This is a genomic window from Pseudomonas sp. 13B_3.2_Bac1 (assembly GCF_025466205.1).
In the GTDB taxonomy this organism is placed as follows: domain Bacteria; phylum Pseudomonadota; class Gammaproteobacteria; order Pseudomonadales; family Pseudomonadaceae; genus Aquipseudomonas; species Aquipseudomonas fluorescens_H.
In genome coordinates this window covers 31,394-44,902 of sequence record NZ_JANLOG010000056.1, presented here as the reverse complement: position 1 = coordinate 44,902, position 13,509 = coordinate 31,394, and the positions used below count along the sequence as shown (strand labels likewise).

The window sequence follows — 13,509 nt, the reverse complement described above, 5'->3', positions numbered from 1 at the left end:
CGCCATGCAATTGCTTCTGCTTGTTTACCGCCCGGCCCGGTACACTAGCGGCGCTTTTTACGACGAACACCTCCACCCGCCTCAAGGAATGTACCCATGGGATGGTTCAAAGATTTGCTGGGCACCAGCAACTGGCAGTCCGCTGCGCCAACGCCAACCGTTGCCAGTGGCCCACTCGGGATGGCGCAAGGCAAGGCTGTCAGATTCGATTCGACCCTCGCCCTGCTGCTCGACGGCTCGACGTCAGTGCGAGTGCCATTCGATCAGGCAATCTGGAGCGCCGGCTGGGTCGACCTCGGCCAATCCAACAAACTGCACCGCTATTACATGAATGACGAGGATTTCTGGCTACAGATCCACGTCACCGGTGACGACCAGATCGAGTCGGTCACCCTGTTCAACTACCTCAGTTACGTGACCGTCAACAGTGACGCCGAACTGCAGCGCCTGGCCGGCCCCGCCAGCCCGATCGGCCTGCCGACTTACACCCACGACGGCGTCCAGTACAGCCGCGAATGGGGCACCGAGCAGGGCCAGACCGAACTGGTGCCGCTGACCGAACACGTGATCAACCCGGACGAGTCCTACACCATCGAGCACCACTCGATGCTCTACGCCCGCGAGACCGGCCTGACCGATCGCCGCGAGCTGCTGCTGTTCTCCGTCGAACAGGACGAGGAAGGCACCGTCAGCCTGAGCACCTCACTGGGCATTTCGCTGTACACGACTGATTTGAGCACCATTTAAAAAAGGAAGTTTTTCATGCTGGAAGTGCTGGCCGTTTCCCTGAACAAGACCGCGCTGGTCGGTTTCGTCGTCTACCTGCTCGGCGCCGTGCTGTTGTTCATGCTGTTTCAGTTCGTCTACACCCGCATCACGCCACACAAAGAGTTCGAGCTGATTCGCTCCGGCAACATCGCCGCCGCCATTGCCCTCGCGGGGGCGATCATCGGTTTCGCGATTCCGGCCAGCAATGTGATCGCGTTTTCGGTCAACGTCCTCGATTTCGTGCTGTGGGCAGTTATTGCGGCCGTGGTGCAACTGCTGGCCTTCCTCGCCACAGGGCTGGTGCTCAAAGGCACGTCCCAGCGCATCGCCAACGGTGAAATCGCTTCCGGTATCTACGTGGCCGCGGTGGCCATCAGCGTCGGCATGCTCAACGCCGCGTGCATGACCCCGTCCAACTGATCGGCAGGAAGCCTTCGATGAAACGCAGCAAGTACGTTCAACTGTCTCTCGCCGCTTCGGTGGCGCTGGCGATTTCCGGCGAGGTTGCCGCGCAGGATCAGCAACGCTTTCAAACTGTCGAGGAGTGCGTCGGCGCCGAAGTGGCCGCCGATGTCTGCTCGAACGCCTATGTCGCGGCATTGACCGAGCACCGACGCATTGCACCGGCCTACGATGACAAGGCCAAGTGCGACGCAGACTTTGCCGCCGACTGGTGCCAGAAAAACTCCGACGGTCGCTTCGTGCCGAAGCTCGGCGGTTTCAAGGTGCCACAGAGCGGTGAGGCGCCGCAGGACCTGAATGCGATTGCCAATGCGCAGATGCCTGCCGGTGAAGCCGCCGCTGCGCAGAATGCGCAAAGCACTTCCCACTCTTCCGGTTCCGGTGGCGCAGGTAACGGCTGGCTCACAGGCTGGTTGATCGGCAATGCGATGAGCAACAACGCCAACCGCACGGTCTATCGCGACCGCGATACCCGCCAGACCTACAACACCTCGGCGCAGTACCGCAAAATCGAATCGGCGCCGGCAACTCGCACCGACACTCGCTACGACAACTCCCGAAGCAAACCGGTCAACGTCGCTTCCTCGACGTCCCGCGGTGGTTTCGGCAGCCAGTCTTCCGCCCGCAGCGGTTGGGGCGGCTGGGGCAGTTCGAGCAGCTGACCATGAAGAAGATCCACTGCGCCGAGCGCCCCGACTGGAAACAGACGGCCGAAAGCCTCGGCTTTCTGTTCCACACCATCGATGACGAACCGTACTGGGACGAAAGCGCCTACTACCAGTTCACGCTCGCGCAGATTGAAAACGATCTGGAGGATCCGACCACCGAACTGCACGAGATGTGCATGGACCTGGTCGATCGCGTGGTGCATAGCGAAGAGTTGCTGGATCGCCTGAGCATCCCGGCGCCGTACTACGACATGATCCGCACGTCCTGGCTGGAAGGTCATCCGCATCTGTACGGGCGCATGGACTTTTCATACAGCGGCAACGGCCCGGCGAAGCTGCTGGAGCTCAACTACGACACGCCGACCAGCCTCTATGAGGCGGCGGCGTTTCAGTGGGGCTGGCTGGAACAGTGCATCGAGCGCGGGATGCTGCCGCGTCACGCCGACCAGTTCAACAGCATCGACACCAAGTTGCATCAGGCCTTTGCCGAATTGCAGCTCAAGCGGCCGTTCTACTTTGCCTCGATGAAAGATTCGGTCGAGGACAAAGGCACCACCGATTACCTGCGCCTGATCGCGGAAAAAGTCGGCATCGAATCCCGGCATATCGACATCGAAGACATCGGCCTGACCGCCGAGGGTCGCTTCGTCGATCTGCAAGATCGCTGGATCCCGCACCTGTTCAAACTGCACGCCTGGGAATTCATCTTCCACGAGCCGTTCGGTGCTGCAATTGCCGACAGCGATACGCAGTTCTTTGAGCCGGCGTGGAAATCGATCCTGTCGAACAAAGGCGCACTGCCTTTGCTGTGGGAGCTGCACAAGGGGCATCCGAATCTGCTCGCGGCGCACCTTGATCCGAATCCGACCAGTGCGGTGCCCAAGGGCTGGGTACGCAAACCGTACTTCTCCCGCGAAGGCGCCAACATCGAACTGCAAACGGCGGAAGGTCTGATCGTCAAAGAGGACGGGCCCTACACCGATGCGCCGTTCATCCTGCAGGAATTTGCGCCATTACCGAAGTTCGATGACAGCTACACCCTGATCGGCTCGTGGGTGATTGGTGATCAGGCGGCTGGGATTGGCGTGCGCGAAGACAACAGTCTGATCACCAAGGATTCGAGCCGGTTTCTGCCGCACCTGATCCTCGACTGAGACATACATCCGCACCGGTGGGAGCGGGCTTGCTCGCGAAAGCGGACTGCCATTCAACAAATGCTTTGACTGACCCGACGCCTTCGCGAGCAAGCCCGCTCCCACAGTAGATCAGCGCTAATCGCGGACCTTGCGCCACAAAAAAGGCCCGTCGTGTTGAACGACGGGCCTTTTTATTCAGCGCGGATGCAGCATCGAATCAGAACGGAATGTCGTCATCGAAGCTGTCGAAATCCGGAGCCGGTTGCGGTGCAGCCTGCTGTGGAGCCGGGGCTGAACGCTGTTGCGGAGCTGACTGCTGCGGGCGTGGAGCCTGTTGACGTGGCGCCTGCTGCTGGTAGTTGTTGCCACCGCCTTGTTGATCGCCCTGTTGAGGACGGCCGCCGAGCAGTTGCATGGTGCCTTGCATGTCGACCACGATTTCGGTGGTGTAACGCTTGATACCGTCTTTTTCCCACTCGCGGGTCTGCAGCTTGCCTTCGATGTACACCTGCGAACCTTTACGCAGGTATTCGCCGGCGATTTCGGCAACCTTGCCGAACATCGAAACACGGTGCCACTCGGTCTTTTCGACCTTCTGACCGGTTTGCTTGTCGGTCCATTGTTCGCTGGTTGCCAGACTCAGGTTGGTCACGGCGTTACCGTTAGGCAGGTAGCGAACTTCGGGATCCTGGCCGCAAGTGCCGACCAATATGACTTTGTTAACCCCACGGGCCATAACGTTCTCCTAGGCTTCGCAAGCAGCCTCGGCCGGGTTGTTCACCAGGCGTTCGAGGGTGTCGCGATCCACTAATTCTTTGTCCAGTTTGATGTAAACAGCCGCTTCATCAGCAACTATCACTGCATCTGTTACCCCTACGAGGGCCTTGAGGCGCTCGACCAGACCCGCTTCGCGGATCGCCTCGGGCGACAACGGCAAGCGCAGGCTCGTCACGTAGGGAGGTTCGCGCATGGTAACAGCAAAGGCCAGCCAGATGGCAGCCAGACCGGCACATCCAAGGAACACAACCGACAGACCGCCATGCTGAAACAGCCAGCCGCCGAGTATCCCGCCGAGTGCCGAACCGAGGAACTGGCTGGTGGAATACACGCCCATGGCCGTGCCCTTCCCGCCTGCCGGTGAAACCTTGCTGATCAGCGACGGCAACGAAGCTTCCAGCAGATTGAACGCGGTGAAGAACACCACCGTGCCGATCACCAGCGCCCGCAAGCTGTCACCGAACTGCCAGAAGAATAGCTCAGTGAGCATCAACGTCAGGACGGCGCCGAGCAAAATTCGTTTCATTTTGCGTTTTTTCTCGCCGTAGATGATGAACGGGATCATGGCGAAGAAAGAGATCAGTAGCGCAGTCAGATAAACCCACCAGTGCTGCTCCTTGGGCAACCCGGCCTTTTCCACCAGTGCCAGCGGCAGGGCGACGAAGCTCGACATCAACATCGCGTGCAACACAAAAATGCCCAGATCCAGGCGCAGCAGATCCGGATGTTTGAGCGTCGGCATCAAGGCCTGACGCGCCACGCCGGACTCACGATGGCTCAGCGGCCCGGTGGATTTCGGCACCATGAACATCACGATGACGATCCCGAACAGGGCCATGCCGCCCGTCGCGAGGAACAGCCCGGACAGGCCGAATGCGCGGGTCAGCAGCGGCCCGACCACCATGGCCACGGCGAACGACAGGCCGATGGTCATGCCGATCATCGCCATGGCTTTGGTGCGGTGTTGTTCACGGGTCAGGTCGGAGAGCAGGGCCATCACCGCGGCAGAAATCGCCCCGGCACCTTGCAGGATACGTCCGGCAATCACGCCCCAGATCGAATCGGCCTGGGCCGCCAGCACACTGCCGAGGGCGAAGACCACCAGCCCAAGGAAAATCACCGGACGCCGGCCGATGCGGTCGGAAATGATCCCGAACGGAATCTGGAAAATCGCCTGGGTCAGGCCGTAAGCGCCAATCGCCAGCCCGATCAGGGCCGGGGTCGCTCCCGCCAGGTCCATGCCGTAGGTCGCCAGTACCGGCAACACCATGAACATGCCAAGCATACGGAAGGCGAACACCAGGGCCAGACCGCTCGCTGCGCGGGTCTCGCTGCCACTCATGCGTTCGCTGTGGGGATCGTGCATGGAAAAACCTCGTGTGAACCGGCGGCGATTCTACCAGTCCCATCGAAAGACGGGGTATATCGCGACGCTATGACGCGTATAGATGAAACTCTCTTCATGCAAGGTAAAAAACCCTTCGTTTGATAGTGTGCATCCATCCAGTATTTGCCCGTATACTCCTACGTTTTCGACGCCCGCCGAGCGAGGCCACTTTGGACAAGATCCTGATACGTGGGGCCCGTACCCACAACCTGAAGAACATCGACCTGACCCTGCCACGGGACAAACTGATCGTCATCACCGGCCTGTCCGGATCCGGCAAGTCGTCCCTGGCCTTCGACACGCTATACGCCGAAGGTCAGCGCCGCTATGTCGAATCCCTGTCGGCCTACGCCCGACAGTTCCTGTCAATGATGGAAAAGCCCGATGTCGACACCATTGAAGGTTTGTCGCCGGCCATCTCCATCGAACAGAAGTCGACCTCGCACAACCCGCGCTCCACGGTTGGCACCATCACCGAAATCTACGACTACCTGCGTCTGCTCTATGCACGCGTAGGTACGCCGCGCTGCCCCGATCACGACATTCCGCTGGAAGCGCAGACCGTCAGCCAGATGGTCGACCTGGTGCTGGCCCAGCCGGAAGGCAGCAAACTGATGTTGCTGGCCCCGGTGATCCGCGAGCGCAAGGGCGAACACTTGTCGGTGTTCGAAGAACTGCGCGCCCAAGGCTTCGTCCGCGCCCGGGTCAACGGCCGCATTTGCGAGCTCGACGAACTGCCGAAACTGGACAAGCAGAAGAAGCACTCGATCGATGTGATCGTCGACCGTTTCAAGGTCCGTGCCGACCTGCAGCAGCGTCTGGCCGAATCCTTCGAAACCGCACTGAAGCTGGCGGACGGCATTGCCCTGGTGGCGCCGATGGACGATGAGCCGGGCGAAGAGATGATCTTCTCCGCGCGCTTCGCCTGCCCGATCTGTGGCCACGCCATCAGCGAGCTGGAGCCGAAGCTGTTCTCCTTCAACAACCCGGCCGGCGCCTGCCCGACCTGCGATGGTCTGGGCGTGAAGCAGTTCTTCGACATCAAGCGCCTGGTCAATGGTGAACTGACTCTCGCCGAGGGCGCGATTCGCGGTTGGGACAGGCGCAACGTCTATTACTTCCAGATGCTCGGCTCGCTGGCTTCGCATTACAAGTTCAGCCTGGAGAAGCCGTTCAACGAGCTGACCGCCGAACAGCAGAAACACATTCTGCATGGCAGCGGCTCACAGAATGTCGACTTCAAATATCTGAACGATCGCGGCGACATCGTCAAACGTTCGCACCCGTTCGAAGGCATCGTGCCGAACCTTGAGCGTCGTTACCGCGAAACCGAATCGGCCAGCGTGCGTGAAGAACTGGCCAAGTTTCTCAGCACCCAGGCCTGCCCGGATTGCCGCGGCACTCGTCTGCGCCGCGAAGCGCGGCACGTGTGGGTTGGCGAGAAAACCCTGCCGGCAGTGACCAACCTGCCGATTGGCGATGCCTGCGAATACTTCGGCGAGCTGAAGATGACCGGCCGTCGCGGCGAAATCGCCGACAAGATCCTCAAGGAAATCCGCGAGCGTCTGCAGTTCCTGGTCAACGTCGGCCTCGACTATCTGTCGCTGGATCGTAGCGCCGACACCCTGTCCGGTGGCGAGGCGCAGCGCATTCGTCTGGCGAGCCAGATCGGCGCCGGTCTGGTCGGGGTGCTGTACATCCTCGACGAACCGTCCATTGGTCTGCACCAGCGCGATAACGACCGTTTGCTCGGCACCCTCAAGCACTTGCGCGACATCGGCAACACGGTGATCGTGGTCGAGCACGACGAAGACGCGATTCGTCTGGCTGACTATGTGGTGGATATCGGCCCGGGCGCCGGGGTGCACGGCGGGCAGATCGTGGCTGAAGGTACGCCGGCCGAAGTCATGGCGCACCCGGATTCCCTGACCGGTAAATATCTGTCGGGCCGGGTGAAGATCGAAGTGCCGGCCAAACGCACGCCGCGTAACAAGAAGCTGACGCTATCGCTCAAGGGCGCGCGCGGCAACAACCTGCGCAACGTCGACCTCGAAATCCCGATCGGCCTGCTGACCTGCGTGACCGGCGTTTCCGGCTCGGGCAAATCGACGCTGATCAACAACACGCTGTTCCCGTTGAGCGCTACTGCACTTAATGGTGCGACCACGCTGGAAGCGGCCGCGCACGACAGCATCAAAGGCCTGGAACATCTCGACAAAGTCGTCGACATTGACCAAAGCCCGATCGGCCGTACGCCGCGCTCCAATCCGGCCACCTACACCGGGCTGTTCACGCCAATCCGCGAACTGTTCGCCGGCGTGCCCGAGTCACGCTCCCGAGGTTACGGCCCGGGGCGTTTCTCGTTCAACGTCAAGGGCGGTCGCTGCGAGGCCTGCCAGGGCGACGGCTTGATCAAAGTGGAAATGCACTTCCTGCCGGACATCTACGTGCCCTGCGATGTGTGCAAGAGCAAGCGCTACAACCGCGAAACCCTTGAGATCAAATACAAGGGCAAGAGCATCCACGAAACCCTCGAGATGACCATCGAGGAAGCCCGGGAGTTCTTCGACGCGGTACCGGCGCTGGCGCGCAAGCTGCAGACGTTGATGGATGTGGGCCTGTCGTACATCAAACTCGGGCAGTCGGCGACCACGCTGTCCGGTGGTGAAGCGCAGCGGGTCAAGCTGTCTCGCGAGCTGTCCAAGCGTGACACCGGCAAGACCCTGTACATCCTTGATGAGCCGACCACCGGTCTGCACTTCGCGGATATCCAGCAATTGCTCGACGTGCTGCATCGCCTGCGCGACCACGGCAATACGGTAGTGGTGATCGAGCACAACCTGGACGTCATCAAGACTGCCGACTGGTTGGTGGACCTAGGGCCAGAGGGCGGCTCCAAGGGTGGGCAGATCATCGCCACCGGCACGCCTGAGGAAGTGGCCGAGATGAAGCAGTCTCACACAGGTCATTACCTCAAGCCGTTGTTGATTCGCGACCGGGCTTAAAAGCCAGGAACGAAAAAGCCCCTGTCACTTCAACAGTGACAGGGGCTTTTTTGTGTCTGTGCAATCAGGTGTGAGATTGCAGGTAATTCTCGAGACCGATGAGTTTGATCAGGCCCAACTGCTTTTCCAGCCAGTAGGTGTGATCTTCTTCGGTGTCGTTGAGCTGAACACGCAGAATCTCGCGACTGACGTAGTCCTTGTGCTGCTCGCACAGTTCAATGCCTTTGCACAGTGCGGCGCGAACTTTGTATTCAAGACGCAGATCGGCTTCAAGCATCTCCGGCACGGTGGTACCGACGTCGAGATCGTCCGGGCGCATGCGCGGCGTACCTTCGAGCATCAGGATCCGGCGCATCAGTGCGTCTGCATGACCTGCTTCTTCTTCCATCTCGTGGTTGATTCGTTCGTAGAGCTTGGTGAAACCCCAGTCCTCATACATCCGCGAGTGCACAAAATATTGGTCACGCGCGGCCAGTTCGCCGGTCAGCAACGTGTTGAGGTAATCGATAACGTCTGGGTGGCCTTGCATCGCCCTACATCTCCCTGCTTGAAAGTCTGTAGTTTGAACCAAGCTGACCGGAAGGTCACCCCGTTTCGCGCAATAAAAGCGAAGATATTCTGAGAAAATCAGCCTAAATAACGCAAAAACCGCCCTAATGAGGGCGGTTCTGCTTCTCGTTTAGACTTCGTTAAGCTGTACGTTGAGCAGCTTTGCGACTGCTTCTCCATACGCCGGGTCAGCTTTGAAGAAATGTTGCAACTGACGGTCAACCACATCAGGCGAAACACCGCTCATGGCGCCGGCGATATTGCTGACCAGCAAGGCCTTCTGCTCGTCATTCATCAGGCGGAACAGCGCACCGGCGTGGCTGTAGTAGTCCGTATCTTCGCGATGATCGTAACGATCAGCAGCACCGCTCAAGGCCAGCGCGGGTTCGGTGTAGTGCGGGGCTTGTTTCGGTGATTCGATGTAGCTGTTCGGTTCGTAGTTAGGCGCTGCACCACCGTTGCTGCCGAACGCCATCGAACCGTCGCGCTGATAAGTGTTCACCGGGCTGCGCGGCGCGTTTACCGGCAATTGTTGGTGATTGGTACCCACGCGGTAACGGTGCGCATCGGCGTAAGCGAACACGCGGCCTTGCAGCATGCGATCCGGCGACAGACCCACACCGGGCACCATGTTGCTAGGGCCAAATGCAGCTTGCTCAACCTCGGCGAAGTAGTTCAGCGGATTGCGGTTCAGCTCCAGCTCACCGACCTCGATCAGCGGGAATTCCTTCTGCGACCAGGTCTTGGTCACGTCGAACGGGTTCTCGTAATGCGCCGCAGCCTGAGCTTCGGTCATGATCTGAATGCACACACGCCATTTCGGAAAGTCGCCACGCTCGATGGCTTCGAACAGGTCACGCTGCGCGTAATCCGGATCGGTACCGGCCAGACGAGCAGCTTCAGCCGGCGCGAGATTCTTGATCCCTTGCTGGGTCTTGTAGTGCCATTTCACCCAGTGACGCTCGCCTCTTGCGTTGATCAGGCTGTAGGTGTGGCTGCCAAAACCGTGCATATGACGGTAGCCGTCGGGGATGCCGCGATCCGAGAACAGGATGGTCACCTGGTGCAGCGCTTCAGGCGAATGCGACCAGAAGTCCCACATCATTTGCGCGCTTTTCAGGTTGCTCTGCGGCAGACGCTTCTGGGTGTGGATAAAGTCGGGAAACTTCAGCGGGTCACGAATGAAGAACACCGGAGTATTGTTGCCAACGATGTCCCAGTTGCCTTCCTCGGTGTAAAACTTCAGGGCAAAACCGCGCGGATCACGCTCGGTGTCAGCCGAACCACGCTCACCGCCAACGGTAGAGAAACGCAGGAATGTCGGGGTTTGTTTGCCTACAGATTCGAACAGCTTGGCGCTGGTGTACTCGGTGATGTCGCGGGTAACAGTAAAAGTACCGTAAGCACCCGAGCCTTTGGCGTGTACGCGGCGCTCAGGAATATTTTCACGGTTGAAATGGGCAAGCTTCTCGATCAGGTGAAAATCGTCGAGCAGCAACGGGCCACGAGGGCCGGCGGAGCGAGAATTCTGGTTATCAGCGACAGGTGCGCCACTGGCGGTCGTAAGCGTTTTGATCTGGCTCATACGGTTTTCTTCCTCTGTCAGTCTTGAAACGGCCGGCTAATCGGCTTGCTGGGAAGTATTGATCATCGATGTGACACCTACAAATTCATTAACTTGCAATCATCGATAGATAATTACTAATGATGTTTCCCAGCACATAGTGACAACTGAACAATGTCAAAATCTTGTACGAACAGCGCTTTTTCTTGCGGACACAAAAAACCGGGCACTAGGCCCGGTTTTTCGTTTCAGACTGACGTCTTACTCGGCGGATACAGCTTCGCCAGCAGTAGCACGATCAACCAACTCGACGTACGCCATAGGCGCGTTGTCGCCAGCGCGGAAACCGCACTTGAGGATGCGCAGGTAGCCACCCTCACGGGTAGCGTAACGCTTGCCCAGGTCGTTGAAGAGCTTACCAACGATAGCTTTCGAACGAGTACGGTCGAAAGCCAGACGGCGGTTAGCCAGGCTGTCTGTCTTGGCCAGAGTGATCAGCGGCTCGGCAACGCGGCGCAGTTCTTTGGCTTTTGGCAGAGTAGTCTTGATCAGCTCGTGCTCGAACAACGACACCGCCATGTTCTGGAACATGGCCTTGCGGTGCGAGCTGGTGCGGCTCAGGTGACGCCCACTTTTACGATGACGCATGGTTCATTCCTTACCAAACACTACGTTCGGTGATTACGACGATCAGGCAGTCGCCTTGTCGTCCTTCTTAAGACTTGCAGGCGGCCAGTTGTCGAGGCGCATGCCGAGGGACAGACCGCGGGAGGCCAGAACGTCCTTGATTTCAGTCAAGGATTTCTTGCCCAGGTTCGGAGTCTTCAACAGCTCTACTTCGGTACGCTGAATCAGGTCACCGATGTAGTAGATGTTTTCCGCCTTAAGGCAGTTAGCCGAACGTACAGTCAGTTCCAGATCGTCAACCGGGCGAAGCAGGATCGGATCGATCTCGTCTTCCTGCTCGACAACCACTGGCTCACTGTCACCTTTGAGGTCGACGAACGCAGCCAACTGCTGTTGCAGGATGGTTGCAGCGCGGCGGATAGCCTCTTCAGGATCCAGAGTACCGTTGGTTTCCAGATCAATAACCAGCTTGTCCAGGTTGGTACGCTGCTCGACACGGGCGTTTTCCACCACGTATGCGATACGGCGAACCGGGCTGAACGAAGAGTCAAGCTGCAAGCGACCAATGCTGCGGCTTTCATCTTCATCGCTCTGACGCGAGTCGGCTGGTTCATAACCACGACCACGAGCTACGGTGAGCTTCATGTTCAGGGCGCCGTTAGACGCCAGGTTAGCGATTACGTGATCGGGGTTAACGATCTCGACATCATGATCCAGCTGAATATCGGCAGCGGTAACCACCCCCGAACCCTTCTTCGACAAGGTCAGCGTAACTTCGTCACGACCGTGCAGCTTGATGGCCAGACCTTTAAGGTTCAACAGGATTTCAATTACGTCTTCCTGTACACCTTCGATGGCGCTGTACTCGTGGAGCACACCGTCAATCTCGGCCTCGACTACTGCGCAGCCGGGCATTGAGGACAACAGGATGCGGCGCAGCGCGTTGCCCAGGGTGTGGCCAAAACCACGCTCGAGAGGCTCGAGAGTGATCTTGGCGCGGGTTGGACTGACAACCTGCACATCAATGTGGCGGGGTGTCAGGAACTCATTTACCGAAATCTGCATGGATGCACCTATTTTCTAGCCCTTACTTGGAGTAGAGCTCGACAATCAGGCTTTCGTTGATGTCGGCGGACAGATCACTGCGAGCAGGAACGTTCTTGAAAACGCCCGACTTCTTCTCAGTGTCTACTTCTACCCATTCTACGCGGCCACGTTGGGCACACAGATCGAGAGCTTGGACAATGCGAAGTTGGTTTTTTGCTTTCTCGCGAACTGCGACCACGTCACCAGCACGAACCTGATACGACGGAACGTTTACGGTCTGACCGTTAACGCTGATCGACTTGTGCGATACCAGCTGACGGGATTCGGCACGAGTCGAACCAAAGCCCATACGGTATACAACGTTGTCCAGACGGCATTCGAGCAGTTGCAGCAGGTTTTCACCGGTTGCACCTTTCTTGCCAGCAGCTTCTTTGTAGTAGCCGCTGAACTGACGCTCGAGAACGCCGTAAATACGACGGACCTTCTGCTTTTCACGCAGTTGGGTGCCGTAGTCGGACTGGCGACCGCGGCGTTGGCCGTGGATACCAGGTGCTGCTTCAATGTTGCACTTCGATTCGATCGCGCGCACGCCGCTCTTCAAGAAGAGATCGGTGCCTTCGCGACGAGCGAGTTTGCATTTTGGACCAATGTAACGAGCCATTCTTTACAATCTCCTGGATTACACGCGGCGCTTCTTCGGCGGACGGCACCCGTTGTGCGGGATTGGCGTCACGTCGGTGATGCTGGCGATCTTGTAGCCACAGCCGTTCAAAGCGCGGACTGCGGATTCACGACCTGGACCTGGACCCTTGACGTTAACGTCGAGGTTTTTCAGGCCGTATTCCAGCGCAGCTTGACCAGCACGCTCAGCAGCTACTTGAGCAGCGAACGGGGTGGACTTGCGGGAACCGCGGAAACCCGAACCACCGGAGGTAGCCCAGGAAAGAGCGTTACCTTGACGGTCGGTAATGGTCACGATGGTGTTGTTAAAAGAAGCATGGATGTGGGCGATGCCATCAACCACTGTCTTTTTAACTTTTTTACGAGGACGAGCAGCAGGTTTTGCCATGATTAAATTCCTGTCGATTCGCTGGGGCGATTACTTGCGGATCGGCTTACGCGGACCTTTACGGGTACGCGCGTTGGTCTTGGTACGCTGACCGCGTACTGGAAGACCGCGACGATGACGCAGACCGCGATAGCAACCGAGGTCCATCAAGCGCTTGATTTTCATGTTGATTTCGCGACGCAGGTCACCTTCAGTGGTGAACTTCGCCACTTCGCCACGCAGCTGTTCAATTTGCTCGTCGCTCAGATCTTTGATCTTTGCTGCTGGGTTTACCCCAGTGTCTGCACAGATTTTCTGCGCAGTAGTGCGACCAACACCATAGATGTAGGTCAGCGAGATAACAGTATGCTTGTTATCTGGAATGTTAACGCCTGCAATACGGGCCATTCAGTGGGACTCCAATTGACAGCTACCTACGCCCCGGAAGCCAAGAAATAGGGCGCGAGATAA

Annotated in this window: 14 protein-coding genes; 5 read left to right on the top strand and 9 right to left on the bottom strand. The window is 58.4% G+C overall.

Annotation, left to right across the window (positions count from 1 at the left end; all coding sequences use genetic code 11):
- Positions 1 to 96 precede the first annotated feature (96 nt).
- From NTD85_RS09185 to NTD85_RS09170, 4 genes are read left to right on the top strand one after another with little or no spacing between them, the layout of a single operon-like run.
- Positions 97 to 747 carry a DUF2491 family protein gene (locus NTD85_RS09185; RefSeq protein ID WP_003228702.1) on the top strand — a complete coding sequence of 217 codons (651 nt, stop codon included), beginning with the start codon at positions 97 to 99 and terminating at the stop codon, positions 745 to 747.
- Positions 748 to 762: 15 nt separating this feature from the next.
- Positions 763 to 1,188 (top strand): DUF350 domain-containing protein, encoded by a 426-nt coding sequence (locus tag NTD85_RS09180; RefSeq protein ID WP_003228704.1) that lies wholly within the window; start codon positions 763 to 765, stop codon positions 1,186 to 1,188.
- Positions 1,189 to 1,205: 17 nt separating this feature from the next.
- Positions 1,206 to 1,892 (top strand): DUF1190 domain-containing protein, encoded by a 687-nt coding sequence (locus tag NTD85_RS09175; RefSeq protein WP_262141993.1) that lies wholly within the window; start codon positions 1,206 to 1,208, stop codon positions 1,890 to 1,892.
- Between the two features lie 2 nt (positions 1,893 to 1,894).
- A complete protein-coding gene (locus NTD85_RS09170; RefSeq protein ID WP_262141992.1) occupies positions 1,895 to 3,052 on the top strand; it encodes a glutathionylspermidine synthase family protein in 1,158 nt (385 codons plus the stop codon).
- A gap of 199 nt (positions 3,053 to 3,251) precedes the next feature.
- Here NTD85_RS09170 and NTD85_RS09165 read toward each other — a convergent pair whose 3' ends face one another.
- Together NTD85_RS09165 and NTD85_RS09160 are read right to left on the bottom strand one after the other, a co-directional pair.
- Positions 3,252 to 3,770, bottom strand: a complete 519-nt coding sequence (locus NTD85_RS09165) for a single-stranded DNA-binding protein (RefSeq protein WP_003228709.1) — start codon at positions 3,768 to 3,770, stop codon at positions 3,252 to 3,254.
- Between the two features lie 9 nt (positions 3,771 to 3,779).
- On the bottom strand, positions 3,780 to 5,177 hold the full coding sequence (locus NTD85_RS09160; RefSeq protein ID WP_003228711.1) for an MFS transporter: 1,398 nt from the start codon (positions 5,175 to 5,177) through the stop codon (positions 3,780 to 3,782).
- Between the two features lie 191 nt (positions 5,178 to 5,368).
- Here NTD85_RS09160 and uvrA point away from each other — a divergent pair, with 191 nt between their 5' ends.
- Positions 5,369 to 8,203 carry an excinuclease ABC subunit UvrA gene (uvrA, locus tag NTD85_RS09155; RefSeq protein WP_003228713.1) on the top strand — a complete coding sequence of 945 codons (2,835 nt, stop codon included), beginning with the start codon at positions 5,369 to 5,371 and terminating at the stop codon, positions 8,201 to 8,203.
- 64 nt (positions 8,204 to 8,267) lie between these two features.
- Here the strand turns inward: uvrA and bfr are convergent, their stop codons facing one another.
- The 7 genes from bfr to rpsM form a co-directional block, all read right to left on the bottom strand.
- Entirely contained in the window at positions 8,268 to 8,732 is a 465-nt protein-coding gene (gene bfr, locus NTD85_RS09150; protein WP_003228714.1) for a bacterioferritin, read from the bottom strand.
- Between the two features lie 150 nt (positions 8,733 to 8,882).
- On the bottom strand, positions 8,883 to 10,337 hold the full coding sequence (locus NTD85_RS09145; RefSeq protein WP_262141991.1) for a catalase: 1,455 nt from the start codon (positions 10,335 to 10,337) through the stop codon (positions 8,883 to 8,885).
- Positions 10,338 to 10,577: 240 nt separating this feature from the next.
- Positions 10,578 to 10,964 (bottom strand): 50S ribosomal protein L17, encoded by a 387-nt coding sequence (rplQ, locus tag NTD85_RS09140; RefSeq protein ID WP_003176402.1) that lies wholly within the window; start codon positions 10,962 to 10,964, stop codon positions 10,578 to 10,580.
- Between the two features lie 42 nt (positions 10,965 to 11,006).
- Entirely contained in the window at positions 11,007 to 12,008 is a 1,002-nt protein-coding gene (locus NTD85_RS09135) for a DNA-directed RNA polymerase subunit alpha (RefSeq protein ID WP_003186012.1), read from the bottom strand.
- A gap of 22 nt (positions 12,009 to 12,030) precedes the next feature.
- A complete protein-coding gene (rpsD, locus tag NTD85_RS09130) occupies positions 12,031 to 12,651 on the bottom strand; it encodes a 30S ribosomal protein S4 (RefSeq protein ID WP_003176404.1) in 621 nt (206 codons plus the stop codon).
- Positions 12,652 to 12,669: 18 nt separating this feature from the next.
- Positions 12,670 to 13,059 carry a 30S ribosomal protein S11 gene (rpsK, locus tag NTD85_RS09125; RefSeq protein ID WP_002555466.1) on the bottom strand — a complete coding sequence of 130 codons (390 nt, stop codon included), beginning with the start codon at positions 13,057 to 13,059 and terminating at the stop codon, positions 12,670 to 12,672.
- A gap of 30 nt (positions 13,060 to 13,089) precedes the next feature.
- Positions 13,090 to 13,446: a 30S ribosomal protein S13 gene (gene rpsM / locus NTD85_RS09120; protein WP_008374135.1), complete on the bottom strand. Its 357-nt coding sequence runs from the start codon at positions 13,444 to 13,446 to the stop codon at positions 13,090 to 13,092.
- Positions 13,447 to 13,509: the final 63 nt, after the last annotated feature.

Excerpts from the sequence above, each read along its gene's own strand:
- NTD85_RS09185 (WP_003228702.1), top strand. The coding sequence starts at position 97 with ATGGGATGGTTCAAAGATTTGCTGGGCACCAGCAACTGGCAGTCCGCT.
- NTD85_RS09180 (WP_003228704.1), top strand. The coding sequence starts at position 763 with ATGCTGGAAGTGCTGGCCGTTTCCCTGAACAAGACCGCGCTGGTCGGT.
- NTD85_RS09175 (WP_262141993.1), top strand. The coding sequence starts at position 1,206 with ATGAAACGCAGCAAGTACGTTCAACTGTCTCTCGCCGCTTCGGTGGCG.
- NTD85_RS09170 (WP_262141992.1), top strand. The coding sequence starts at position 1,895 with ATGAAGAAGATCCACTGCGCCGAGCGCCCCGACTGGAAACAGACGGCC.
- NTD85_RS09165 (WP_003228709.1), bottom strand. The coding sequence starts at position 3,770 with ATGGCCCGTGGGGTTAACAAAGTCATATTGGTCGGCACTTGCGGCCAG.
- NTD85_RS09160 (WP_003228711.1), bottom strand. The coding sequence starts at position 5,177 with ATGCACGATCCCCACAGCGAACGCATGAGTGGCAGCGAGACCCGCGCA.
- bfr (WP_003228714.1), bottom strand. The coding sequence starts at position 8,732 with ATGCAAGGCCACCCAGACGTTATCGATTACCTCAACACGTTGCTGACC.
- NTD85_RS09145 (WP_262141991.1), bottom strand. The coding sequence starts at position 10,337 with ATGAGCCAGATCAAAACGCTTACGACCGCCAGTGGCGCACCTGTCGCT.
- rplQ (WP_003176402.1), bottom strand. The coding sequence starts at position 10,964 with ATGCGTCATCGTAAAAGTGGGCGTCACCTGAGCCGCACCAGCTCGCAC.
- NTD85_RS09135 (WP_003186012.1), bottom strand. The coding sequence starts at position 12,008 with ATGCAGATTTCGGTAAATGAGTTCCTGACACCCCGCCACATTGATGTG.
- rpsD (WP_003176404.1), bottom strand. The coding sequence starts at position 12,651 with ATGGCTCGTTACATTGGTCCAAAATGCAAACTCGCTCGTCGCGAAGGC.
- rpsK (WP_002555466.1), bottom strand. The coding sequence starts at position 13,059 with ATGGCAAAACCTGCTGCTCGTCCTCGTAAAAAAGTTAAAAAGACAGTG.
- rpsM (WP_008374135.1), bottom strand. The coding sequence starts at position 13,446 with ATGGCCCGTATTGCAGGCGTTAACATTCCAGATAACAAGCATACTGTT.